This window comes from Vibrio sp. R11-SG3-ISO3-SZ (assembly GCF_059834345.1).
Window position 1 is genome coordinate 1 of record NZ_JCBDGX010000011.1, and the last position, 25,452, is coordinate 25,452.

Annotated in this window: 17 protein-coding genes and 1 pseudogene; 7 read left to right on the forward strand and 11 right to left on the reverse strand. The window is 50.8% G+C overall.

All coding sequences use genetic code 11. The features are described 5' to 3' along the window. The 7 genes from AC6R1O_RS01525 to AC6R1O_RS01555 all read left to right on the forward strand — a co-directional run. The coding region (locus tag AC6R1O_RS01525; RefSeq protein ID WP_500656385.1) for a bifunctional aconitate hydratase 2/2-methylisocitrate dehydratase at positions 1-2,009 on the forward strand (2,009 nt) is incomplete at its 5' end. Between the two features lie 162 nt (positions 2,010-2,171). After that, on the forward strand, positions 2,172-2,543 hold the full coding sequence (locus AC6R1O_RS01530) for a YacL family protein (RefSeq protein ID WP_500630126.1): 372 nt from the start codon (positions 2,172-2,174) through the stop codon (positions 2,541-2,543). A gap of 188 nt (positions 2,544-2,731) precedes the next feature. Beyond that, positions 2,732-3,070, forward strand: a complete 339-nt coding sequence (gene glnK, locus AC6R1O_RS01535; RefSeq protein WP_334553954.1) for a P-II family nitrogen regulator — start codon at positions 2,732-2,734, stop codon at positions 3,068-3,070. 27 nt (positions 3,071-3,097) lie between these two features. Further along, complete coding sequence (locus AC6R1O_RS01540) at positions 3,098-4,327, forward strand: ammonium transporter (RefSeq protein ID WP_334553955.1); 1,230 nt, start codon at positions 3,098-3,100, stop codon at positions 4,325-4,327. A gap of 295 nt (positions 4,328-4,622) precedes the next feature. Continuing rightward, positions 4,623-5,639, forward strand: a complete 1,017-nt coding sequence (locus AC6R1O_RS01545) for a Fe(3+) ABC transporter substrate-binding protein (RefSeq protein ID WP_500629319.1) — start codon at positions 4,623-4,625, stop codon at positions 5,637-5,639. A gap of 167 nt (positions 5,640-5,806) precedes the next feature. Then, positions 5,807-7,432: an ABC transporter permease gene (locus AC6R1O_RS01550; protein WP_500632741.1), complete on the forward strand. Its 1,626-nt coding sequence runs from the start codon at positions 5,807-5,809 to the stop codon at positions 7,430-7,432. Next, positions 7,432-8,463, forward strand: coding sequence for an ABC transporter ATP-binding protein (locus AC6R1O_RS01555; RefSeq protein ID WP_487902098.1), 1,032 nt, complete (start codon positions 7,432-7,434; stop codon positions 8,461-8,463). Before AC6R1O_RS01550 ends, AC6R1O_RS01555 begins: the two co-directional genes overlap by 1 nt. 95 nt (positions 8,464-8,558) lie before the next feature. Here AC6R1O_RS01555 and AC6R1O_RS01560 read toward each other — a convergent pair whose 3' ends face one another. The 11 genes and pseudogenes from AC6R1O_RS01560 to AC6R1O_RS01610 all read right to left on the reverse strand — a co-directional run. Further along, positions 8,559-9,980: a phosphoglucomutase/phosphomannomutase family protein gene (locus AC6R1O_RS01560; protein WP_500632740.1), complete on the reverse strand. Its 1,422-nt coding sequence runs from the start codon at positions 9,978-9,980 to the stop codon at positions 8,559-8,561. A 57-nt stretch (positions 9,981-10,037) separates the two neighbouring features. Further along, a complete protein-coding gene (locus AC6R1O_RS01565; RefSeq protein ID WP_500632739.1) occupies positions 10,038-12,443 on the reverse strand; it encodes a glycoside hydrolase family 94 protein in 2,406 nt (801 codons plus the stop codon). Between the two features lie 207 nt (positions 12,444-12,650). Then, positions 12,651-14,570, reverse strand: a pseudogene (locus tag AC6R1O_RS01570) (beta-N-acetylhexosaminidase); the annotation flags it as partial. After that, on the reverse strand, positions 14,567-15,475 hold the full coding sequence (locus AC6R1O_RS01575) for a glucosamine kinase nucleotide-binding domain-containing protein (protein ID WP_500656386.1): 909 nt from the start codon (positions 15,473-15,475) through the stop codon (positions 14,567-14,569). The gene AC6R1O_RS01575 and the pseudogene AC6R1O_RS01570, both read right to left, overlap by 4 nt. After that, positions 15,472-17,274: a glycoside hydrolase family 9 protein gene (locus AC6R1O_RS01580; protein ID WP_500632737.1), complete on the reverse strand. Its 1,803-nt coding sequence runs from the start codon at positions 17,272-17,274 to the stop codon at positions 15,472-15,474. Before AC6R1O_RS01580 ends, AC6R1O_RS01575 begins: the two co-directional genes overlap by 4 nt. A gap of 115 nt (positions 17,275-17,389) precedes the next feature. After that, positions 17,390-18,385, reverse strand: a complete 996-nt coding sequence (locus tag AC6R1O_RS01585; RefSeq protein ID WP_334553970.1) for an ABC transporter ATP-binding protein — start codon at positions 18,383-18,385, stop codon at positions 17,390-17,392. Positions 18,386-18,422: 37 nt separating this feature from the next. Beyond that, a complete protein-coding gene (locus AC6R1O_RS01590) occupies positions 18,423-19,406 on the reverse strand; it encodes an ABC transporter ATP-binding protein (RefSeq protein ID WP_334553972.1) in 984 nt (327 codons plus the stop codon). 2 nt (positions 19,407-19,408) lie between these two features. Then, a complete protein-coding gene (locus AC6R1O_RS01595) occupies positions 19,409-20,434 on the reverse strand; it encodes an ABC transporter permease (RefSeq protein ID WP_500656387.1) in 1,026 nt (341 codons plus the stop codon). A 2-nt stretch (positions 20,435-20,436) separates the two neighbouring features. Beyond that, the gene (locus AC6R1O_RS01600) at positions 20,437-21,423 is read right to left on the reverse strand and encodes an ABC transporter permease (RefSeq protein WP_334553976.1); all 987 of its coding nucleotides are present in this window, start codon (positions 21,421-21,423) and stop codon (positions 20,437-20,439) included. Between the two features lie 174 nt (positions 21,424-21,597). Further along, positions 21,598-23,280 carry an ABC transporter substrate-binding protein gene (locus tag AC6R1O_RS01605; protein WP_334568394.1) on the reverse strand — a complete coding sequence of 561 codons (1,683 nt, stop codon included), beginning with the start codon at positions 23,278-23,280 and terminating at the stop codon, positions 21,598-21,600. Between the two features lie 638 nt (positions 23,281-23,918). Next, the coding region (locus AC6R1O_RS01610) for a response regulator (RefSeq protein WP_500656388.1) at positions 23,919-25,452 on the reverse strand (1,534 nt) is incomplete at its 5' end.

Here is a 25,452-nt window from a genome sequence, read left to right on the forward strand (position 1 = left end):
TTCCTGTTCACGCGAAAGCGATGCTGAAAATGGAGCGTGAAGGCATCAACCCAGATCAACCTGGTAGTGTTGGCCCTATCACGCAACTCGAAGAGTTGAAAAAAGACGGCATCCCACTCGCTTACGTGGGTGATGTTGTGGGCACCGGTTCTTCGCGTAAATCCGCGACCAACTCAGTGCTGTGGTTTATGGGCGAAGATATCCCATACGTACCTAATAAACGCACCGGCGGTATCTGCTTGGGTGGCAAAATTGCCCCTATCTTCTACAACACCATGGAAGATTCAGGCGCGCTACCGATTGAATTGAACGTACAACAGATGAATATGGGCGATGTGATCGACATCTTCCCGTACGAAGGTGTGGTACGTAAAGATGGCGAAGAGATTTCTCGTTTCGAGCTGAGCAAAGTGCTGCTTGATGAAGTGCGAGCGGGTGGCCGTATTCCTCTTATTATCGGTCGTGGCTTAACCAGTCGCGCGCGCGCATCGCTCGGTCTTGAAGAGACCGATCTCTTTGCAAAACCCGTTGACCCATCATCGTCAACTAAGGGCTTTACTCTGGCTCAGAAAATGGTCGGTAAAGCGTGTGGCGTTGAAGGTGTCCGCGCAGGTCAATACTGTGAACCTAAGATGACCACGGTCGGCTCGCAAGATACGACGGGCCCAATGACGCGTGATGAGTTGAAAGACTTGGCGTGTCTTGGTTTCTCCGCAGACCTTGTTATGCAGTCATTCTGTCATACCTCTGCGTATCCAAAACCGGTGGATGTGAATACTCACCATACCTTGCCAGACTTCATTATGAACCGTGGCGGTGTCTCTTTGCGCCCTGGTGACGGTGTTATCCACTCTTGGTTAAACCGCATGTTGCTGCCAGATACCGTAGGTACAGGTGGTGACTCGCATACTCGTTTCCCTCTTGGCATTTCTTTCCCTGCCGGTTCTGGCTTGGTGGCGTTTGCCGCAGCGACGGGTGTGATGCCATTGGATATGCCTGAGTCTATCTTGGTGCGCTTCAAAGGCGAGATGCAGCCGGGTATCACCTTGCGTGATTTGGTGCATGCGATCCCTTACTATGCGATTCAACAAGGTCTATTGACGGTTGAAAAATCAGGTAAGATCAATGAGTTCTCAGGTCGCGTACTTGAGATTGAAGGGGTGGAGCACTTAACGGTTGAGCAAGCGTTTGAGCTCTCTGATGCCTCAGCAGAGCGCAGTGCAGCAGGCTGTACGGTCAAGCTCTCTCAAGCGTCAATTGAAGAGTACCTCAACTCAAACATCACCATGTTGAAGTGGATGATCTCCGAAGGTTACGGCGATCGCCGCACCATCGAGCGTCGCATTACAGCGATGCAAGAGTGGTTGGCTAACCCTGAACTAATGGAAGCCGACGCGGACGCGGAGTACGCGCACGTGATTGAGATTGATCTTGCCGAGATCAACGAACCTATCTTGTGTGCGCCAAACGATCCGGATGATGCGCGCCTACTTTCTCAAGTGCAAGGCACTGAGATTGACGAAGTCTTCATTGGCTCGTGCATGACCAACATTGGTCACTTCCGTGCAGCAGGTAAATTGCTTGAGCAATATGGTGGTACCTTGAATACACGTCTCTGGGTAGCGCCGCCAACCAAGATGGACCGCGATCAATTGACCGAAGAAGGCTATTACGGCATCTACGGCCGTGCGGGTGTGCGTATTGAAACCCCAGGGTGTTCACTCTGTATGGGTAACCAAGCGCGCGTAGCGGATAAAGCGACGGTCATGTCGACCTCAACGCGTAACTTCCCGAACCGTTTAGGTACCGGCGCGAATGTGTTCCTCTCTTCCGCTGAGCTCGCGGCAGTGGGCGCTATCATAGGCCGCATCCCTACTAAAGAAGAGTATCTTGAGTACGCGGCGAAGATCAATGCGACCGCGGCGGATACCTATCGCTACTTGAACTTCCACAAGATGGAACAGTACACCAAGAAAGCGGATACCGTGATCTTCCAAGAACCAGCGTAATCACGCTCTAGCGAATATGACAGATCAGCGTCTGCTTCGGCAGGCGCTTTTTTTATCTCTGTTTTTTAGGCTCACGGTGTCGATTTTTAGAGTGTCTGAGGCCGATTTTAGGTATAGTGCGCGCCTTTTCTTCACGACTTTTTCTGGGTAGGTGGTTCAATTATGGAATTTGAATTTATTAAGAATACCTTACTGGGTGACGTCTACGTAAGATCCAGTATGGGGCATGAGGTCTTTGGTCGCTGGCTTCAGGAAGAAATTGGTCAAGACCCCGTCAAACTCGAGAGCATTGATCAGTTGCTAGCCAGTGCGAAAGCTGCGCCTCAGCAAGAGTGCATTTTAGAAGGCCGAGAAATTTCTCTGACAGTTCAAGGTGATGAAGTGTTAGTGGAAGAGAACAGCTTAAAGCATGACTTTGACCTTGGCGCGGAAAGTGAGTTTGAGTTGTATGAGAGCGAGAGCCGTGCAAGCTGCGGTTTGGAAGATTTCGAACAACTGCTCGACCAGTGGAAATCCTTTCTTCGAACAATGTAATGCACCCTATTGGTGAATGAATTCACGGATGCTCTGTTTTTGGGAAGCGCGCGCACCTTTATGGTGCGCGTTTTTCGTTCTACAGGATGGGAATTTAATGTAATTTCATATTTATCAATGGTTTAAAAACTTGGCACGCACCTTGGATTATAGAAAAGCAAAAGGATGACTGCTTCAGAGAGGATGCGATGAAACTTATTAATGCGATTATCAAACCGTTCAAATTAGATGATGTTCGAGAGGCGTTAGCCGATGTGGGCATCGAGGGGATGACTGTATCAGAGGTGAAAGGCTTTGGTCGTCAAAAAGGCCATACAGAACTTTACCGTGGTGCAGAATATCAAGTCGATTTTCTACCCAAAGTAAAACTAGAGATCGCCACTCAGGCTGAAAACGTTGACCGCGTTATCGAAGCCATCACGAAAGCGGCGCACACCGGAAAAATTGGTGACGGTAAGATTTTTGTCTACGACCTAAGTCAAGCAGTGCGTATTCGTACTGGTGAGACGGATGTTGAGGCACTTTAAGAATTCAAAGGACTGGAGATAAACACGATGGAATTATCAACAACAGTAACAGAGTTACGTTACGCACTAGACACCTTTTTCTTCCTCATTTCAGGTGCGTTAGTTATGTGGATGGCTGCGGGTTTTGCGATGCTGGAAGCGGGTCTAGTACGTTCAAAGAACACCACTGAAATCCTAACCAAAAACTTCTGCCTATACGCTATCGCTTGTACCATGTACTTGGTGGTTGGCTACAACATTATGTACGTCGACAACGGCGAAGGCGGTTGGCTACCATCAATCGGTGCGCTGATTGGTACGCAAGGTGAAGGTGCAGACCACTCCCTTGAGTCTGACTTCTTCTTCCAAGTTGTGTTCGTGGCGACGGCGATGTCGGTTGTCTCTGGCGCAGTGGCTGAGCGTATGAAGCTATGGGCTTTCTTGATTTTCGCTGTCGTACTTACAGCCTTCATCTACCCAGTCGAGGGTTACTGGACTTGGGGCGGTGGCTTCCTATCTGAAGCGGGCTTTAGCGACTTTGCAGGCTCTGGTATTGTTCACATGGCAGGCGCAGCAGCAGCATTGGCAGGCGTACTTCTTCTTGGTGCACGTAAAGGTAAATACGGCAAAAACGGTGAAATCTACCCAATTCCTGGTTCAAACATGCCATTGGCAACGTTGGGTACCTTCATCCTATGGTTCGGTTGGTTCGGCTTCAACGGTGGTTCACAGTTGATGGTATCAGATTTCGAGAACGCAACAGCGGTTGGTCAAATCTTCCTAAACACCAATGCCGCAGCCGCAGCAGGTGCCATTGCAGCGCTGTTTGTTTGTAAAACCACTTGGGGTAAAGCAGACCTGACTATGATTCTTAACGGTGCGTTGGCGGGCTTGGTAGCTATCACCGCAGACCCACTGTCACCATCACCACTTTACTCTGTGGCTATCGGTGCGGTATCAGGTGCATTGGTTGTGTTTAGCATCATCGGTCTAGACAAACTTAAGATTGACGATCCAGTGGGTGCTATCTCTGTTCACGGTGTGTGTGGCTTCTTCGGCCTGATGGTTGTGCCACTAAGCAACGGTGACGCTTCATTCGGTGCACAGCTTCTTGGTGCTGCAGTGATCTTCGCTTGGGTATTCGGTGCAAGCCTAGTGGTCTGGGGTATCTTGAAAGCAACAATGGGTATCCGAGTCTCTGAAGACGAAGAGATGGAAGGTATGGACATGCACGACTGTGGTGTTGGTGCTTACCCAGAGTTCGTGACTGTGAAATAAATCACTTTTTAATACAAAGTATGAAGCCCACACTCAGTGTGGGCTTTTTTTGATCTATGCTTCAGGGGCTGAGTAAAAGCACCATAGATACGCTCTGGCTTTTGAGACTGAGTTGATACAAAATTAATCAATATTTGGTTAGATGTGATACAAGTTGTTACAAATAAAGGGGTTTAAAATCAGCCGTTAACCCGCCTGTTTTGCTTATTGATGGATTGTTTTCTAAAGTTTGTTGAATATAATAAACGTATTGATAAACATTATCATTACTATATAAATCTAAAGGATTGACTCGATGAAAAAACTGCTGACTCTTTCTGCATTAGCCTGTGCAACTGTTGCCCCAACCGCGGCTCTCGCTGCAGAAGAAGTAAATGTCTACTCTTACCGCCAGCCTTTCCTTGTTGAGCCGATGTTCAACGAATTTACCAAAGAAACCGGTATCAAAGTAAACGTCAAGTTTGCGAAAACAGGGATCGCAGAAAAGCTCGCTCAGGAAGGAGAGTACAGCCCAGCAGACGTCGTGCTCACTGTTGACATCAGCCGCTTAGCTGAGCTTACCGACAAAGGTCTGGTGCAAGCGGTAAACAGTGACGTGCTTGAGAGCAACATTCCTGCTCAATACCAAGATGAAAATAACGAATGGTTTGCTCTGACGACACGTACTCGCAGCGTTTACTCTTCGCGCGACCGCGTAGGCAAATTGGGTGAAGACTTCACTTACGCCGATTTAGCCAAGCCAGAGTTCAAAGGCAAAATCTGTACACGTAGCGGTAAGCACCCATACAACGTATCACTGATCTCCTCTATGATTGCTCATGAAGGCGAAGCTGCGACCAAAGCTTGGTTGGAAGGGGTGAAAGCGAACCTAGCACGTAAACCGCAAGGTAATGACCGTGCACAAGTGAAAGCCATTAAAGAAGGTTTGTGTGACGTGTCGCTAGGTAACAGCTACTACCTAGGCGCAATGGTTAACGATCCAGAGCAGAAAGCGTGGGCTGACGCGGTGTACATCAACTTCCCGAACCAAAGCACCACAGGTACACACGTGAACATCTCAGGTATGGCGATGGCAAAATACGCGCCTAACAAAGAGAACGCAGTGAAGCTGATGGAATTCCTTGCGGATGACGTCGCGCAAGAGATGTACGCAGAAGTGAACTACGAATACCCAGTCAAAGCGGGTGTAAAACGTTCAGAGCTCGTGGCTTCTTGGGGTGACTTTAAAGCCGATACTCTCTCGCTAGATGAGATCGCCGATCACCACGAAGCAGCAGTGAAACTGCTTGATGAAGTGAAGTTTGATCTGTAATTCTTCTCATTCAGACCATTAATTAAAGACAACCTCAAGTCTCGCTTTTCTTTGCCGAGCTTGAGGTTGTTTGCTTATAAGGGTATAAATACACCTATACGGTTAAAGGATATGAGATGTATTTGCAACTGCATCTATCCCTCATACAGCCTGATGATAAATAGGCAATGAAAGAAAAATATTATTCATGGAAAACCAGCAGTGGAGCGCTTGCTTTGTTGCTGGTTTTACCGATCTTAGCGATATTCTACACCGCCATCGGCGAGACAGATGACCTCTTTGGCCATCTGATGTCGACTGTTCTCCCAACTTACACTTACAACACTGTGCTGCTAGCACTGGGAACCATGGCATTTTCTCTGCTTTTTGGTGTGCCGAGCGCTTGGCTGATGGCGATGTGTCGCCTGCCCAGTGAGCGAGTATTACAGTGGGCATTGGTCTTACCGCTGGCCATGCCTGCCTATATTGTCGGATACATCTTTACCGATTGGTTTGATTTTGCTGGCCCGGTGCAGGTGTGGTTGCGCGGCGTCACTGGCTGGGGACCGGGTGAGTACTGGTTTCCTGATATTCGCACTTTAAGCGGTGCGGTGGTGGTGCTGTCGTTGGTGCTTTACCCCTACGTGTATCTGCTGTGCCGCGCTGCGTTTATGGAACAGAATGTGTCGCTGTTGCAATCGGCGCGCTTATTGAAGTGCTCCCCTTGGGAGAGCTTTTGCCGCATTTCATTGCCACTGGCACGCCCAGCGATGGCAGTGGGGTTGTCGCTGGTTGCGATGGAGACCATCGGCGATTTTGGTACAGTCAGCTATTTCGCGGTCAATACGTTAACGACCGCGGTGTATGACACTTGGTTAGGCTACTCAAGCTTAACGGCCGCAGCAAAAATTTCCGCCATCATGTTGCTGATTGTGATCTTGCTGCTTAGCGCGGAACGCTACAGTCGACGCAAACAAAAGCTGTTTCAGCAGCAGTTTAATAGCCGTGAAGATTTTCGTTATGTGCTAACGGGTTGGAAGAAGTGGCTGGCCCTAATTTGGTGTTGGGGTTTGGTTTGTATCGCTTTTCTTTTCCCGTTGGGTCAACTGCTGATGTATGCCTACACCTACTTCTCACAAAGCTGGACCGCAGAGTTTCGCCAATTTGCGCTCAATAGTCTCTATGTTTCTATTTCCGCTGCGTTGATTGGTGTGGCGATCGCTTTGGTACTCAACTTCTGCCAGCGGATTACGCCGAGTAAGACCAGCGTCAGTTTTATGCGCCTCTCTTCACTGGGCTATGCGGTGCCGGGCACAGTATTGGCAATTGGTATCATGGTGCCTGTACTCAGTCTCGATCATTTGGTTAATGATGTCGCTAAATGGATGGAGTGGGGACGCCCAGGGTTGATTTTCTCTGGTTCTATGTTTGCAGTTATCTTCGCCATGGTGGTGCGTTTTTCAGCGGTGGCGATTGGCAGCATTGAAAGCAGTTTGAGTAAAGTGTCGCCCTCACTGGATATGGCGTCGCGCACCATGGGGTGTAGCGTCAATCAGATGGTGTGGCGGGTTCACTTCCCACTGGTGCGTCGCGGCGCTTTGATTGCGGGCCTGTTGGTGTTTATTGAGTCGATGAAAGAGCTCAACGCCGCTCTTTTGCTCCGCCCATTTAACTTCGAAACCTTAGCGACCTACGTCTACAATTTTGCCTCCGATGAGAAATTGGAGTTGGCGGCGTTACCCGCCGTATTGTTGGTTCTCGTTGGTCTTATTCCTTTAGTTCTGATCAACCGTTCACTGGAGCACACACACTGATGAGTTGCGCGCTATCTATTGAAAACCTCACTTGTAAATATGACGACCAGACCACGGTACTCGAGTCGTTATCTTTGCGGGTCGAGCATGGTGAAATTGTCTGTCTACTTGGCGCCAGTGGTTGTGGGAAAACGACGTTGCTCAAAGCGATTGCTGGTCTGCTTCCGCTCAGTTCAGGCACCATGAGTCTCAATTGCAACGTGATTGATAATGGCGAGCACTGGTTGCCGCCAGAGCAGCGCAACATCGGTATGATTTTCCAAGATTACGCGCTGTTTCCCCATCTGACGGTAGAACAAAACATTGCCTTTGGTTTGACCGCGCTCTCAGCGCAAGACAAACATCAGCGCGTGGAAGAGATGCTGGAATTGGTGCATCTCAGTGGTTATGGCGATCGCTACCCGCATCAGCTGTCGGGGGGTCAACAGCAGCGCGTGGCCATTGCTCGCTCTTTGGCGTACAAGCCGGACTTGCTCTTGCTTGATGAGCCGTTCTCTAACATCGATACCCAAGTGCGCCATGAGCTGATTGGTGAAATTCGCAAGATTTTCAAAAAGCAGGGCGTCACGGCGATATTCGTCACCCATAGCCGCGAAGAGGCCTTTGCCTTTGCAGACAAAATGGCGGTGATGAACCACGGCGTCATTGAGCAATACGGGACGGCAGGCGAGCTTTACTACCAACCGTCGAGTAAATTTGTGGCGGATTTCTTGGGCGGCGGCAGTTACATCAAAGCCAAGCGCATCTCATCGTCTGAGTTCGAAACCGAACTCGGCGTGATTGAAGCGACCGCGCAACATGAGATCTCTCAAGGCGGCGAATGTGAATTGTTACTTCGTCCACAACATGTCCAGATCAGTGCGACTCAAGAGAGCAGTATCTCGGTGTTAGAGCAGCAGTTTATGGGCGATCACTGCCGTTATGTCATCAATGCGGGTGGTAATCTCTTGCTCGCCAGCTCCCCTGAGCCGTTGATGATTGGCCAACATGTGTCTGTCAAAGTGGATACCCAAGGTGTATTGGCGTTCTAGTCTAGAGCGGACATTCCGACAAAAAAATGCCCGGTATAGTACCGGGCAAATCTTCTTCACCTATAGGGTGGACCCAAGATGGATCGCGATGAAGTCTAGAGTTTGAGGAAGGTTTTCATTTGCAGCACCACTTTTTCAGCCGTGGCTTGGTCTGCCATCTCAGCAAAAATTCGCAGTAGCGGCTCAGTGCCAGAGAAACGTGCGATGACCCATCCACCATTTTTAAACACCACTTTCGCGCCATCTTCGTAGCTGACTTTGTCGATGTCATACTCAAATTCAGGCAGTTGCTTCTCGACGTAGAGGCGATCATACAGCGCCTGTTTTTGCGCCGCTTTAAACGTACAATCTCCTTCTGCGGTATAGGCGTAACCGTAGCGTGAATAGATTTCACCAAGCAGTTCGGAGAGTTTTTTTCCAGTAACGGAGATCATCTCCACCAATAAGCTGGATGCAAATACCCCATCTTTGCCCTTGATGTGACCACGGATGGTCAAGCCGCCTGAGCTCTCTCCGCCGATCAGCGCATCGTGCGCTTCCATCTTGGAGCTGATGTGTTTAAAGCCTACCGGGACTTCATAACACGCTTCACCATGATCTGCGGCGATCTTATCGAGCAGGTGAGTGGTCGCGATGTTACGCACCACCGCACCTTTCCAGCCCTTGTACTCAAGTAGGTAGTAATAGAGCAGTATCAGCACTTCGTTGGGGTGAATAAAATGACCTTTTTCATCAATGATGCCTAAACGGTCGGCATCCCCATCGGTACCAATACCAATGTCGTAGCCTTCTGCTGCGACCAGATGTTTGAGGCGATATAAGGTTGCAGCGCTAGGTGAGGGCATCAGCCCGCCAAAATCGGGGTTCTTGCCATCGTGAATCACATCCACATCGCAGCGCCCGTTAATCAAAACGGTTTGCAAAGCGTTCTTCGCGACACCAAACATCGGGTCGATGAGAACGCGTAAGTTGGCTTTTTTAATAGCTTCAATGTCGATGAAATCGATGATGGAATCGACAAACTCGTTCATTGGATTAATGAGCTTAATACGCTGGCTATCAAGTGCCTGCTCAAACTCCATGCTCAACACATCACCTTGGCTGAGGGTTTCAATTTGCGCTTCGATCTTTTGTGTGATCACTTCATCGGCGTCGCGGCCACCTTCGATGAACACCTTGATACCATTGTAATCCGCTGGGTTGTGCGAGGCGGTGATGCATGCCGAGTAGGCGCAATTCATCTGCTTGGCCTTGAACATCACGATAGGGGTGGGCACAAATTTGTCGATAAAACTCACGCAGATCCCGTTCGCTGCAAGCACTTCAGCAAACCAGCGGCCCGCTTTATCGGAGAGAAAGCGGCGGTCATAACCAATCACGAATCCGCGGTCGCTGACCTGTTCGTGATTGATGATATTGGCCAGCGCTTGGGCAACAAGGCGCACATTGTCTTTTGTGAACGCTTCACCAATAAACGCACGCCAACCACCGGTGCCAAATTTAATTGCTGAACTCATAGTTGTTTTCCTTTCTATCAAGCCCAGAGCGGCGCAAGGACGCTCTGGGCTGACTCGTTATCCCAATACCACGACCACTTGGTTGACAGAGCCTTGAGGCTGAACCGGAACCACACCCTCGACGGCTTGGCCGTTCACCGTGATGGATTGAACCCCTTTGCTCACCGAATTCGGATTGTCGACTTTGATGTGATAAGTGGCACCTAGCCACTCACGCGTCACCTCAAAGCCCGGCCAATCGGTTGGTATACACGGGGCGATGGTTAGGCCATCAAAGCCACTGCGCACACCCAAAATAAAGTTGGTGACCGCAAAGTAAGCCCAGCCTGAGGTGCCGGTTAGCCAAGGGTGGTTGGCGCGGCCATGATCTTGATGATCGCGCCCCATAATAAATTGCACGTAGGAATAAGGTTCAGCGACACGTTTCTCGATGATGTCGTTTTGGTTGTATGGGTTGAGCGCATCGTAGAACTTCATCGCACGATCGCCGCGGCCCAGTTTGGCCTCTGCGACCCAAGCCCAAGGGTTAGGGTGTGAGAAGATGGCGCCGTTTTCTTTCACGCCCTGGTAGACGCGAGTAACAAAACCGATGTCGTCATTAGGGGTAGCGAACGATGGCGAGTTGAGATGCAAGCCGTATTCGGAGAACAGGTGTTCATCAACCGCGTCCATGGCACGCTCGCCACGCTGCTGCGAGACTGCACCAGAGAGGACGGCGAGGGTGTTCGACTCCAGATGAACACGGCCTTCTTTTTGCTGCGCAGTACCAATTTTGTCGCCATTTTTGGTCAAGCCGCGAATGTACCAACCGCCTTCGTCGTCCCAGAGGTGAGTTTCACACGCTTCACGGACGTTCGCCGCCATTTGGCTGTATTTCTCCACATCCTCCTCTTTACCAAGGAACTTGGCCAAGTCGATGAACTCTTGCAGTGCCCAGAAATGGAGGAAAGAGACCATCGATGACTCGCCGCCACCAAGGTTGAGACAGTCATTCCAGTCAGCGCGCAGGCCTTTACAGATACCCGTTTGACCAACGTACTCAGCCGAGAAGTCGAGCGCGGCTTTCATGTGCTCATAGACGCTGGCTTCGCCGCCATCGGAATACGGAATGGTTTCATCAAAAAATCCGTGCTCGCCCGTTTCCATCACGTATTTACAGATGGTCGGCACTAACCAAAGGTGATCGTCAGAGCAGGTATCTTCAATGCCATGGATCTTATCTTCATCGGAAGGGGTTGGAACCACTGTGGGTGATTTGGAGGGTTTTACATCCGCTTTTTCAGGATCGAACCAGTCAGGATCAAACAAGTGCAGACCGTATCCCGCTTTGACCTGACCGCGAAGCAGATCAACAATGCGCTTGCGCGTCATTTTCGGGTTAGCGTGTGGGACGGAAATCGCATCCTGAGCCGTGTCTCGATAGCCCAACCCAGTACGTCCACCCACTTCAATAAAGGAAGCGAAACGTGACCAGACAACACAGGTCTCGGCTTGGTACAGCGTCCAAGTGTTGATCATGGTATCCAGACCTTCGTTCGGCGAGCGGACTTGGAACTTGTTACAGCGCTCGTCCCAGTGCGCTTTGATGCCGGCAAAGGCGCGATCGATCTCACTCACATCTTGGTATTTGGCGCGCAAACGCTCGCCATTACCTTTTCCGATACCCAGCAAGTAGGCGAAACGCACTTCTTCACCCGGTGCAAGCGTGAACTGTTTGTGCAGTGAGCCACAGTGGTTGTAACAAGTTTGCGCGCTGTTCGAGCAGCGTCCTTGCTCGACGGCAATCGGATTGGCTTCGTCACGATAGAGACCAAGGAAACGATCGCGTTGACCATCATACGAGTCTGGATCGAAGGTGGAGGCGAGGTAATAGAAGCCTTCAAAGTCGTTGGTGTTGTAGTAGAGATCATACTCAATCACGCCGTCACGGTATTCGGTGCCCGCAGAGTAAAGTGACATCTGGTGGTTTTGATTGTCCGATTGAATATGGCTAAATGAGAATTCGACGAACGAAAACGCGCTGATCGTGCGTGGCGTATCTGAGGCGTTTTTGATCACCACATCCCAAATTTCAACGTCTTCGCCTTTCGGTACAAATAAGGTTTTGGTCGCGCTAATGCCACTGTACTCACATTTGAATTTGGAGTAAGAGAGGCCGTGGCGCACTTCATAGGTCGCTTCGTCTAAACTCTTCGCAACCGGCTGCCATGAGATAGACCAGTAATCACCGCTGACATCATCGCGCAGATAGACGTAATGCCCAGGGCGATCAAAGCTGGCATTGGGGCGGAATTTGGTGACGCGATTGTACTCAGGGGAGTTGTAGAAAGAGTAGCCGCCCGCATTGTGCGAAATGACGGTACAGAACTTTTCTGTGCCTAAGTAGTTAGTCCATGGTGCAGGGACGTCTGGTCGAGTGATGACGTATTCACGATGTTCGTTATCGAAATAGCCGTATTTCATGTGTCTTTCCTTTTAACAAGTTACCAATCAGTAACCAAATCTAAGCTAGTGAAAACTGTAAGTAGTGATTCAATGGGTTAAGTTCATCGCCAGGATTGCAGGTCTATAACCAGCGCTATCCGACGCTCATTTTTTCGTCTCGTCACCTCGTTGTTTGGGTGCTTGAGGTTTTGGCGAGAGAGGTTTGGCGCCAGTGCTTGCAGCTGTTCGCCAAGGCGCTCTATAGGCCACCCCTTGTTTGTCGAGCAGCGGTAAGTGGGCGTTAAGTCGCGCAAGGTAGTCCAACCAATCGCGCTGGTGTTTTTCACTCCAGCCCGCTTCAGCAAGCGCGGTTAGGCGTGGGAAAATCATGTAGTCCATGCGTGCAGGCTCGGTGACAATTTCGCTCCACAGCGCACATTGAATGCCTAAAATTCGACGTCGAATTGGGTCGTTGTCGGCGATGTCAGCCAGTGGCTCGTAGCGATACGCCTTTTCAAGCGGGATCACGTTGGCCCAATCGACCCCCGGCTCTTCAGGGGCGTAATCTTGGCTCATGTCGAGATAGGTGCTTTGACCAGGCTGTAAGATGACGTCAAAGCCTTGTTTGGCGCAGTGCAATGCAGCGTCCTCACTGAGCCAAGAGTAGATCACGGTATCTTTGCTCACTTTGTCACCATGTTGCGCTTCTTCCCAACCGACCATTCGTTTACCTAAGCTGCGTAACTTGCGCTCGGCGTAACGCAGCAGATGACCCTGTAGCTCTTTGCTGCTTTGGTAGCCGTGCTCTTTCATTAGCGCGATGCACGCTGGACTCTCTAGCCACACTCCTTGTGGCACTTCGTCGGCGCCGATATGCACCCAAGGAGACGGGAAAAGCGCCGCCACTTCCTCAAGTACCGCGTCGAGAAACGCATAGGTACCTGGCAAAGCGGGGGACAACACGTTGTCGCTGTAATGCTGGATACTGCGGTAGTTTGAGCGATCGCTGGCGTCATACAGCCATTCCGGTAGGGATTGGATCGCTGCTCGGCAGTGGCCTGGAATATCAATTTCAGGGATCACTGTGATGCCGCGTTCTGCGGCATAGTCGATCACGGCGGCGATCTCTTCTTGGCGGTAGTATCCACCGTAGCGCTGCCCTAGATGATTAAATTGCGCTTGCAACGCCAAATCTGGACCGCGAAACGCCCCAATTTCAGTTAATTGAGGCAAGGATTTGATTTCAATACGCCACCCTTCGTCATCGGTAAGGTGCCAATGGAAGGTGTTGAATTTGTAGTGCGCCAGCTGGTTGATGAGGCGTTTGATTTGTGCCACCGAGTAAAAATGGCGCGCGCAATCTAGCATCATTCCGCGATAGCGAAAACGGGGCTTATCGCTGATGGTGACCAGCGGCACGGCGAGCCCATTGCCTTGTTTCGCGGGTCTGATGAGTTGCAGCAAGGTGGCGCTGGCATGAATAAAACCGACGTCCGAGCCTGATTCAAGCTGCACACCATGATGAGTCACGGTTAAGTGGTATTCCCCCTCATCAAGTGTTGGGTTCAAGCGAAAGAGGATGTCACTTTGCCCAATCGTGTGCACCTCAAAATCATGCAGTGTGGCTAGCTCTTGTTGCAGCCAAGTAGCGCCGCGTTCTGCTAATGCGGTTTGCAAGGTGATTTGGCTGTGCTCAGAGAGACGATATTCGCCCTCTTTGAGTGCTAGAGCATTGGGCTTTGGGATCAGCGCCAAGGGTGCTGACGGCAGCTCTGAGCGGGCTGGGATCTCGGCCCGCTCTCGGTAGGGGGAGGCGAGAGCAATCGGCGAGACATGCACCGCGTGTGTTTGGCGTTGCTCAAGGTCGATCAGCAGCGCATCTTTTAGTCCATCAGTATAAAAACGTAGTGGCGCGGTTTTGATGCTAAATTCGCAATAAAAGTGTTGGTTGGCGGTTAACGTGTCGACATCTGGCGTTAAAGTGCAAAAACTCCCAGTCTGCACAATCTGCCCGTGGCTGACACTGCTTGGCTGAATGTAGCGATCAAGAATGAACTGTAACTGCCAGGTGGGCAGGTCTTGATCGGTTAAGTTGTGCAAGGTGAGGCCAAATCGGCAACCTTCTTTGCTCTCATTGAGCACCGCAAAATCCACTCGATAACTCATTGTGCACCTTCGTGTTGAATGTCGCTCAGTCTATAAAGGTTGTGCTCAGGTTTACCTGCAAACATCAGTGCCCCTTCGATGGCGTCGAACTTAGCAGGCACAATCAGACTTCTCATCGGTGGCGATAGCCACGCTTGCATGCGCTCCGCGACACCGCCCATCAAACAGATGCGCGTCGCGCCTCGGCGGCGTAACGCTTGCAGCCACATTTCGATATCGTCACGGGTTTGTTGTAAGAGTGCTTGTGCCAACGGGCATCCTTCATCGGCGAATTGAAATATCTGAGGAGAAAACTGACCATAGTCACGAGGCAGCGCTTGTTTTGACCAGGCAACAATCGCATCGACGTCATGGTGAAAGTGTGTCATCACGTAATGGTAGAGCGGTGTTTTGGGCTTAATGTCATCGTAGGCGAGCAGCACTTTTTGGATCAGACTTAGCCCCATCATCGCGCCACTGCCTTGATCGGAGATGGGAAACTCACGGCCACCGACCACTTGCTGCTCACCACCGTTGATCAATAGACCGCACGAACCTGTACCAGCAATCAGAATGGCACCATCTTGGCCGTCATGCGCGCCAAGACAAGCGCCATAGGCATCCGTATTGAGGACTATGGAGGCGAATGGGTGAGGCTGCTCCATCATCGCAAACCATGCAGACTTTTGCTCCGCGCCCGCGAGGGCAAGGCCAAGGTGCATGCGTGTGAAGTCAGTGCTCGTCAACTCGGCCTGAGTAGCTGCTGTCGTGACGGCATCGACAATGGATGTCAGGGCAGATTCGATGCCGAGTAAAATGTTAGCGCTACCGCTTTTTCCCTCGCCAAGTAAGCGCCCCTGCGCATCTCGGATTCGCGCTCGGCACGAGGTGCCGCCGCCATCAATGCCGACATATAAATAGGTCATTGCGCTTGCTCCTTTGAGAACGGGTGAGTTTGAGAGAAGCGACGCGCCTGATGACAAATGGCGAGCAGATACCACGCCGCATGAGGAATCCACTGTTCGCCCCAACGCCAGTTTTGCAGCATGTCATCACATTGAGGGGACGGATTGAAGGCGATGTCTCGTTCATCATCAAACCCGCTGGTAATGCCGTTACAAATCCCCCCTTTGGCGTTAAAAAAGCCCAGCTCAGGCAGGTAGTCTGGGTTGTTGTGACCTGCGCCATCAAGCATGCAGAGATCAAATGGGTTCAAGCCCAAAATCCAGCTCAAACAGTCTTCAGCAAACCCATCCAATTGCTGACACAGTGACGGGTTATCAAGGTGGGGCTGAGCGATATGGGCCATGCTCGCTAGAGAGCCGAGCCGTGCGTTTTCGCCTTGCCACCAGTAGCCAGTTTCATTGTCATGGGGAACAAAAAAGCGCGCGCTTTTCTCCTCTGACAGAGGCTTAGTGTATTGGCGAGGGTAACCAAAGGGATTGTGCACCGCTTGTGTGATGGAGAGTTCAAATCGGACTGCTTGTTCAATCACACGCTGGACGCTGTCTCGCTGCGCTGCATCGGTTTCAATATCCAGATAGCGACACAAGCTGATCACTGGTAATCCTGCGTCACTGGCGTGAAAGTAGGGGCGTGAGCCATCGTGATTCGCGGACCAGAAATGGCGCTGATCGTCATCGCTGTATTGACGTGCCATCAGTTTGTTGGCCCACTCTTGGCTTTGTTGCAAATAGCGTGTCTGTTTTGTGGCGCGATAGAGCTCGCAACAGGCCAGTAATGCACAGTACTCATCGATGATGTTTTCAACGCCATCGTCTAAGTACTCGCGGTTGTGTGAGATAAGGTGCCAATAGCCTTTTTCCGCTGCCGCCAAGTAGTCGTTGGGTCGATATTCTCCGCCTTGCTCGCGCTGCGCCGCGGCAGCGAGCGCAGCAATCGCGATGCCGCCACCTTGACGAAATCCAGCTTGAAAGTCCGAGGACTTATGGCCCAATTGTGTCGCATAGGCGCAAATATGGCGTTTGCTGGTCTCTTTTGACCACTGGTCAAACACCGTCATGTAAAAGTAGCCATCAGGATGTTGCATTCGCACTAAAAAATCGGAGCCGTGCGATGCTTCTTCTGCCATTCTCAGGCGAGTAAACGCAGGGACGGAATCGAGCGTTTGCAGCTGCTCTAAGCCATTGAATAGGTTCCACACGACCATGGGGATCTGCTGTGGATTGAAGTAATTGGCATAAGATAGATGGCTGAGGTATTTGCTGACATCGCCGGAGGCGTCATACCAGCCGCCGTGGACATCCGCGTACGCATCATGGCCGTAAAGGGGCACGTGGCGATCTTGCTGATCAAACACGCCCGTACAACGCTGAGACTTAAAGTAGTGCAGCGCATCGGACAGCGTGGCGCTGAGCAAGTGTTGATGGCGAATCTCGAAAGTGTGGGAGCGGACGGCGTCGTCTGCGCTCAACTCGTTATCTCTCGAGGTCTCTTTTTTTAACGTATCTTTGTTCAACCTATCAATGGCCAAGTAGAACTGGCCGATTTGATCAAAATTGGAAAACGGAATGCGAAAAAAATGCCCTTGGTGCCAATGGTCAACGGTGCCACCGGGCTCGGTTTGATAGGTGGCGAGCGTTTGATGACTCTTCGCGCACACAAGACGAGCAGTGGGGAGCGTCTCTAGTGCGTGGTTTGTCATCAGTACCGCCTGTTTTGGACCAAGGGCTTCATAACCAAGATGGTTAGTCAGTAGCTGCATTCTGTTCTCCGAACGTGGTATGTCTTATGCCGCGCAAGCGCGGGTATTCAAGGTGTTCATCACAGCCAAGGAGCGCCCTTGGCTGCGTTTTGGTGCGATGGCTGTTTAAGCGCGATTAGTGTTCAAACAGATAACAACGCACAAAGTGGTTTTCAGACAGCTGAGTGACCTCAGGTAATTGCTCACGGCAGCGCTCAGTAGCGTGCTCACAGCGCCCTGCAAATGGACAGCCAGTTGAGACGGGCGTCCAAAGCGGAATCTCCCCTTTGTTGCCTTTGAGCTTCTCGTGAATCGATTTGCTCGGATCGGGCACCGCAGAAACCAGCAACTGCGTGTAGGGGTGTTGAGGTTTATGGATGATCTCTTCGGTATCGCCCCACTCGACCATGTGACCCACGTACATCACCGCCAGATCTTCGGCGATGTAGCGAGCTGTGGCGATGTCGTGCGTGATGTAGAGCAGTGACATCTGTTTGTCGAACTTCATCTCTTCCATCAGGTTCAATACCCCGGCACGAATCGATACATCGAGCATCGAGGTCGGTTCATCAGCAAGTACAACCTCAGCGCCAACGGCAATATTGCGCGCCAAGTTGACCCGTTGGCGCTGACCACCGGAGAGCTGGTGCGGGTATTTTTCTGCGGTCTCTTTCGGCGGAATAAGGCCCACTTGTTCCAGCAGATCGTACACTCGCTCTTGCAGCTCTTTTTTGTTGCCCGGCGTGACTTTTTTATGGATCAGCAGGGGACGGGCAATGTGGTGGAAAATATTGTGTGTTGGGTTGAGCGAGCCAAATGGGTCTTGCCAGACCATTTGTACCCCTTCGCGATAACTCATTAAGTCCGATTTTGACTTGATGGTTTGAATGTCGCGGCCTTTGTAAATGATGTCGCCGGAGGTTGGCGCATACATCTTGGCGATCATTTTCGCGGTCGTGGATTTACCCGAGCCGGATTCGCCCACCACCGACAAACCGCGGCTTTTGTACATTTTGAATGACACGTCGTTGATCGCGCGCATCATAGGTTGTTGCAGTGCATTGCTGTTGATCGGGAAATCTTTGACTAGATTTTTTCCCTCAATCAACAAGTCGCCATATTCTGTGCTCATAATGGTCTCCAATGAAATTCTTCAGTTTCTCAATTCGTTACAACTTTGCTTGCGCAATGGGCTCACCGTATAGGTGGCAGTTTGAGAAACGACTTGGCTCGATTTCTCGCAGTGAGGTCGCCTTGCGGGTGCAGGTGTCATGGACACGATCACAGCGCGCTTGGAAGCGACAACCTTGCGGTATCTCCAGCAAGTTGAGTGGGTTACCAGGAATGCCCGTCAATTTGGTTTTCGGCCCGGTTAATGGAGGGAAAGAGCTACCCAACCCCTTGGTGTAAGGGTGGTATGGACTTTCAAGAATTTGTTTTGAAGGTGCGACTTCAATCAGTTCACCGGAATACATGATGCCGATACGGTCTGAGAACTCGACCATCAGGGACAAATCATGAGTAATGAACAAAATAGAGAAACCGAACTCCTCTTTCAGCGCGTAGATCTTTTGCAAGATTTCGCGTTGCACCACCACATCAAGCGCGGTGGTAGGCTCATCCATGATGATCATTTTCGGATTCAACGCGAGAGCGATGGCAATAACCAGACGCTGACGCATGCCACCAGAGAACTGGTGAGGGTAGTCGGTCAGGCGACTTGGGTGAATATCGACGATCTCCAACAAGCCTTCGGCGCGGCGTCTGGCTTGTTCACGCGTCATATTGGTGTGGCGCATGATCACATCGCAAAACTGCTCTTCCATGGTCAACACGGGGTTGAGTGCGTTCATGGCGCTTTGGAAGACCATCGACATCTCGCTCCAGCGGAACGACTGCATTCTGTCATCGCTGTATTTGAGGATGTTTTCACCGTTGAAGATCACCTCGCCACCGGTAATAAACGCGGGCGGCTTGTGCAGACGCATGAGCGAGAAAGCGACAGTGGATTTACCACAGCCCGATTCGCCGGCGAGACCGAAGACCTCGCCCGGAGCAATATCGAAGCTGACATCATTACAGGCGCGCACGTCACCGGCGGCTGTGATGTAATCAACGCATAAGTTGCGGATAGAAATGAGAGGTGCTGTCATGATTATTTGTCTCCGCTCCAGATTGCAGGTTGAGGTTCGAGCTCAGGTTTACGCTCTTTCTTGTCTTGCTCGGCTAGTTTCTTCCAGCGCTTCATACCTTTGTGGGAACGAAGTTGCGGGTTAGCAATTTCATCAACAGCAAAGTTAAGCAGGGCAAGGCCAGTCACAAGCAGTACAAGCGCCGCACACGGAGCCAGCAGTTCCCACCAAGCGCCAATCAGCATCGAGGAGGAAGTCTGGACGTTGTAGAGCATGATGCCCCAGCTGACCGTGTTCGGGTCACCAAGACCTAGGAAGGAGATGGTCGCTTCCATCATGATGGCGTACATCACTGAGCCAATGAAGCTGGCGCCAACAATGGGGATAAGGTTTGGCAAAATCTCGACGAAAATGATGCGCCAAGAGGACTCACCCAACACTTCCGCTGCTTTGACGAACTCTTTCTCACGCAATGCTAAGGTTTGCGAGCGTATCACCCTCGCGCCCCACGCCCAGGCGGTAAAGCCGATAATGAGCGCAATCGTTAGCGGGCCTGCTTCACCGATGAAGGCGGCAAGAACAAACAGCAATGGGTATTGTGGGATAACCAGCATGATGTTCATTGCGGCAGTGAGGAAGTCATCAATGCGCCCACCAAAGTAGCCTGCAGAGATACCGATGATGGTGGCAAGAAAGCAGACGGTGATCCCTGCGCCAAAGCCAACCGCCAGTGAAACGCGAGCGCCGTGGACAAACTGAGACCAAACATCGCGGCCCATACGTGTGGTGCCCATGACATGATCCGCCTTTTTCGACATGATCAGCGTGCGGCGATCCGTGGCGAGGTTGTCAGCCACCCAACCTTCAGGGTTGCTCTGCGCAGCTTTAACCACAAAAGAGGGGTACTCATGCGGGTTGCCCGAACGTTTGTCTGGCGCATGCTTGGTCAGCATGGGCGCGGCGAGGGCGATAAATAGGAACAGGCTCAAAATAATGCAGCCAACGAGCGCAATCGGGTTGCCAACGATCAGTTTAAAGAAACCTTTCATGATTATTTCCCTCCCTTACGTAGGCGAGGATCGAGCACGACATACAGCATGTCGGCAAGAAGGTTAAAGAACAGCATAAACAACGTCATGATCAGGAGCTGACCTTGCAGCACTTGGTAGTCACGCGCTTTGATGGCGTTAAATAGAACAGAGCCAAGACCGGGGTAGTTGAAGATGATTTCGATGATCAACTGGCCACCGATAGCCATACCCAATGCCATCGAAAGTGCGGTAACACTTGGCAAGAGCGCATTACGTGCCGCGTAGTTGAAGACCACTCGGTTCTCGCTGAGTCCTTTTCCTTTCGCCATGGTGATGTAATCTTCGGCGAGTAAGTTGATCATGTTGTTACGCATGTTGACCAAGAAGCCACCGATCTGAACGATAGAGGCACAAAATAGGGGCAGAACCGCGTGATAGGCGACATCTTTAATAAAGGCCCAACTGGTCCAGTCGGGAATGGTGCCTGCGGTATAGGCATAGCTTGTCGGGAACCATTTCAAGCCGATGGCGAAGACAAACATGGCGATCATGGCGATAACCACTTGAGGCACCGCTTGGATGATCAGCATGCCTGGCGTGACAAACGCATCGTATTTGCTGCCTCGTTTCCAGGCGGCGAAAATGCCCAAGATAGAACCGAGTGAGAACGAAATCACCACCGCGGTACCCGCGAGAAACAGTGACCAACCAAAGGCACTGCCCAACAGCTTGTTCACCGATAGTGGGTAGAACTGAATCGAAGTACCGAGCTCCCAGCTCAGAATGTTTTTCATGTACGCGTAGTACTGAGCGAGATAGCCGCCTTCGACAAAGCCGAGTAGCTCTTTCATAGCAGCGATACGCTCAGGCGTCACTTGAACCGATGCATTGGCAAACATCATGGTGACGGGGTCGCCTGGCATGGCGCGCGGAATAATAAAGTTTAACGTCGCAGCAACGAGCAAAGCGACAAAATAAAAGGACAAACGTCTTAAAAAGTAACCCATAACTCACACCTTACTTATCCAGATTTTTCCTGTTTCTGGTTTCAGGTCGCTCAAGCAAACCGTAAAATTTTGAGCGAAAAATCCCCTGACGACGGGCGCCATAGCTTTAACAACCTAAAGTTTTGGGGATTAAGCGGCGTACGGATGCACGCCGCAAAGACAAAGCAAACTCACTTATTTCACTGGTTTTAGGTCCAGTACGTGAAGTAGACGCTCTGGGATACCAGCCCAAATGTTTGGACGGCCTTTTGGATTCTCTTCGTTCCACCAGCCAGTGAAGCGAGTGGTGTTGTATTGGTACATGTAAGCACCAGACATCACAGGAATCGTCACTTGGTCAGCGGCAATGATTTGCTGGATACCGTGAGCGATCTCTAGCTGCTCATTTTTGTCCGCTGTTTTGTAGAAGCTATTGAGTAGTCCATCTAGCTTGTCGTTTTTGTAGAAGTGCATCGCGAAGCGCGGCATACCTTCACCCGATTGCAGTGCTGAGTTGTACGCACTGTTCCAGTAAGTGTATGGGTCTGCACCGTGGAAGTAGTTGGTGTACGCCACATCGTATGTCCCTTCAAGCATGGCTTGGTTGTAGACAGAGAAGTCTGGAGTACGTGCACGGGCTTTGATGCCCACTTCTGCGAGTTGTTCAACCGCAAGCTGTACTGTGTTGTTAAAGTCGGTCCAGCCGTTTGGTGATTGAATCAATAGCTCAAACGATTTGCCTGATGGCGTGTCGACAAAGCCATCTTTGTTGACGTCTTTAAAGCCCGCTTTCTTCAGAAGTTCTTTCGCACCTTCCACATTGTACGTGTTGTAGCCTTTGTACTTGTTGTGAGTGCTCTCATCAGACCAAGCTTCAAACGCGTAACCCAGACCAGAGGCAAAGTCATTCACTGTACCGCCGCCGTAGAACGCGATGTCGATGATGGTTTGACGATCCAGTGCCATTGAGAACGCACGACGGAAATCAACATTCGTCAACGCTTCGTTTTTGGCAGGATCTGGGTTTTTGTAGTTGACGACAAACGCTTGTGTGCCCGCTGGCGGGTACCAGTATTGGTGATTCGGACTTGCTGCTGCGTACGTGCGATCGATGTCTGGAATGAAGGATGATGTCCAGTCCATCTCACCGTTCACGACTTTACCTAGGAATTGGTCGTTATTCGCGATTTGTGGAACGCGTAGACAGTCAACCTCTAAGTTGTCGGCATCCCAGTAGTTAGGGTTTGCACACTGAATGTAGAGCTGAGCGGTGAAGGTGTCGATTTCAGTAAATGGACCTGAACCTACAGGGTTTTCGTTAGTAAATGTCGCAGGGTCTTTGACGTCTTTCCACACGTGCTCAGGGACAACAGGCACTTTTGCAATTTCGTAAGGAACGTTTGAGTTCGCTTCCGTTAGGCGGAATTTCACTTGGTAGTCGTTGATTTTCTCAACGCCAGTAACCCAAGAGTTGATACCGCTTTGGTCCAGTTCAGGTTTGTTTTTCACTAGGTTGAAAGAGAACACGACGTCGTTCGCGTCAAATGTTTCGCCATCAGACCATTTCACGCCTTTACGAATGTCAAAAGTGACGCTCATTAGGTCGTCTGACATCTTGTACGCTTCTGCCAAACGGAACACAGGTGTGTTGCCGTGCATCTCATTGAAGACAACGAGTGGCTCATACATGAAGTCTGTTGTGGTGTGAAGGTTGGTCGCACCTAGGTACGGGTTGAAGTTACGAACAAAGGTCGTGAACTCTTTAGGGTGGACGGTTAGCTCACTGCGCTCTGCCGCTGTTGCTACTGATGCAAAACCTGTAGTTGCAGTTGCGATAATCGCGGTTGCTAGTGCTGTTTTCTTAATGTTGGCAAGCATAGCTGTTCCTTACTATTTGCTTTCATTTCACAATGGTTGGAATGTCATCAATTGATAAACACTCACTAAGGCCTACCTCAGATTGGTGCTGACCAAGACGGAGGACCCAGTCAGCCAGAGTGGCCTGTAGGCCTTAGGCACAGTAAGAAAACACCGGAAGCGGAAAACGTGCAATCCTCTTTCCCGTTAAAAACGTTAAAACCAATCAATGACTCGTTAAAACCGTTAAAAAACACAGTAATTGTTTTAAATTTAATCAATTTTTTGCTTTGAAGTCTATCGCAGAAAAGCGCCATGCTTGGCGTGTTTGTAAGTGCATACTATCGCCTAGGCTTTTTCAATAAGGTCTTGTTGACGGGGCTTGCTTTGATTGAGATCTTGGTCACGTGCCCAGATTTGGGTTAATTTACCCCGTTAATTATAATCTGCCGTTCTGTTGTGATTGGCTTCGCAAACTGCCGTAATAATTCCTTCTTGCCGGTATTTGAGCGTGCTAATCGTCGATATTTTGCCGCATCACACGAGAGAAATAACCTGGCTATCATGGTTTTTTTACGCCGTGTAGTAACTGTTTGAGGCGTGAGGAAGGGTGTTTTTCAGGGCAGAAAAAAGCCCGCTAGGCAGCGGGCTCAATCTGCTTAGTTGGTCAATAAGTGATGCAATTTATCGCGCAATTCTTCGATATGTTCGCGCTGTGGACTGCGTTCCTGGCAGTGCTCCAAGATGTAATCGAGCGAGCTTAATACCGTGCGCCAGCGTGGCGTTTTAGGCAGTGTTTCAACTCGTAGGTATTTGTCCAATGTACGAGTTTGCAGTGTGCTGCGGTCTAAGTAGACGCGCCACAACCCACTTTGTTCAGCAAAGGAGAATTTCGTCTGACCGGTCACGCTCTCCCAATAGTCTAACGCTTGAGTCATGGCATCGACCAAGACTTCGCGCATCAGATCTTGCTTGGATTTATTGTCACCGCTGACGCGCTCGGCTAAACGAGTAAATTCGCCACCGAGCTCTTTGAGTTCTTGCAGTTTGGCCTTGTCGCCTTCAAAGGCAAAGGTAGAGAGTGCCTCAATGGCCGTCTCTAGGTTGTGGATACGAGTGGCATTGACACTGCCACCCACATTGAAGATGTACATGGTGCGCAGGTCGGAGCCCTCAGGCATACGCAGGATGTCGGCGGAGATATGCTGACGAACATCTTCTACATAGACATCGATAGTGCCGCAGTAGTGATCTTGTTTGACACTGAGGTATTTTGGCGCAATAAGCTCGTCTGCGTTTGAGCGTTTGAGCTGCTCCGCAGAGCGGCGGAAGAGGCGTGAAGCCGCTTCATTTGCAAAGCGCACTTTGCCATCTTCACGCACACAAATGATGGCTTCAGGGGCCGATTCAAGTTGCTCTAGCAGTCGTCCTTGCGTTTCCAGTAAGCTGGCTTCGACCGCTGCCCGTCGTTTTAACTCGATTTGCAGCTGCTGGTTCTCTTGTCGACGCAGCTCCGCTTTACTGGCGGTCAAATGGGCTTGAATGCGCGCCGCTAACTCTTGCTTGTTGAAAGGTTTGGATAGGTAGTCATTCGCGCCCGCATTGAAGCCTTTGACGCGATCGTCGCTTTGGTTAAGCGCCGTCAACATGATCACCGGCAGCGCAGCGTGATCGTACTGTTGACGCACTTTTTCACACACCTGATAGCCGTTCATCCCTGGCATCATGATGTCGAGCAGCAACAGTTGTGGTGGCTCTGCATCCAAGGCTTCCAACGCTTCTTGGCCATCTTTCGCGCAGCGCACACGATAGCCTTCAAGGCGCAGGAAGCTATCAAGCACCCGCAAGTTGACCGGTTCATCATCGACCACCAGTAGTAACGGCCCGTCTGGATTTTCTGGCAAGCTCGAGACTTCAGGCAGCTCGATCTCAGTATTATCAGGCGCTTTAAAGTGAGGCAGTACGGTCTGATTGGCTTGGGCAATTTGTTCGTCGCTTGCCACCGGGAGCGTAAAGCTGAAGGTCGTCCCCACCATGGGCTGGCTGCTGACGTACAGATTGCCGTGCATTAAATCGATCAATTGACGACTGATCGACAGGCCAAGCCCCGCCCCTTGGCGGTATCGATGAGCATCACTGCCTGCTTGAATGAGTGGCTCAAAAATGTGTTCCAGTTGATCGGCGGGAATACCT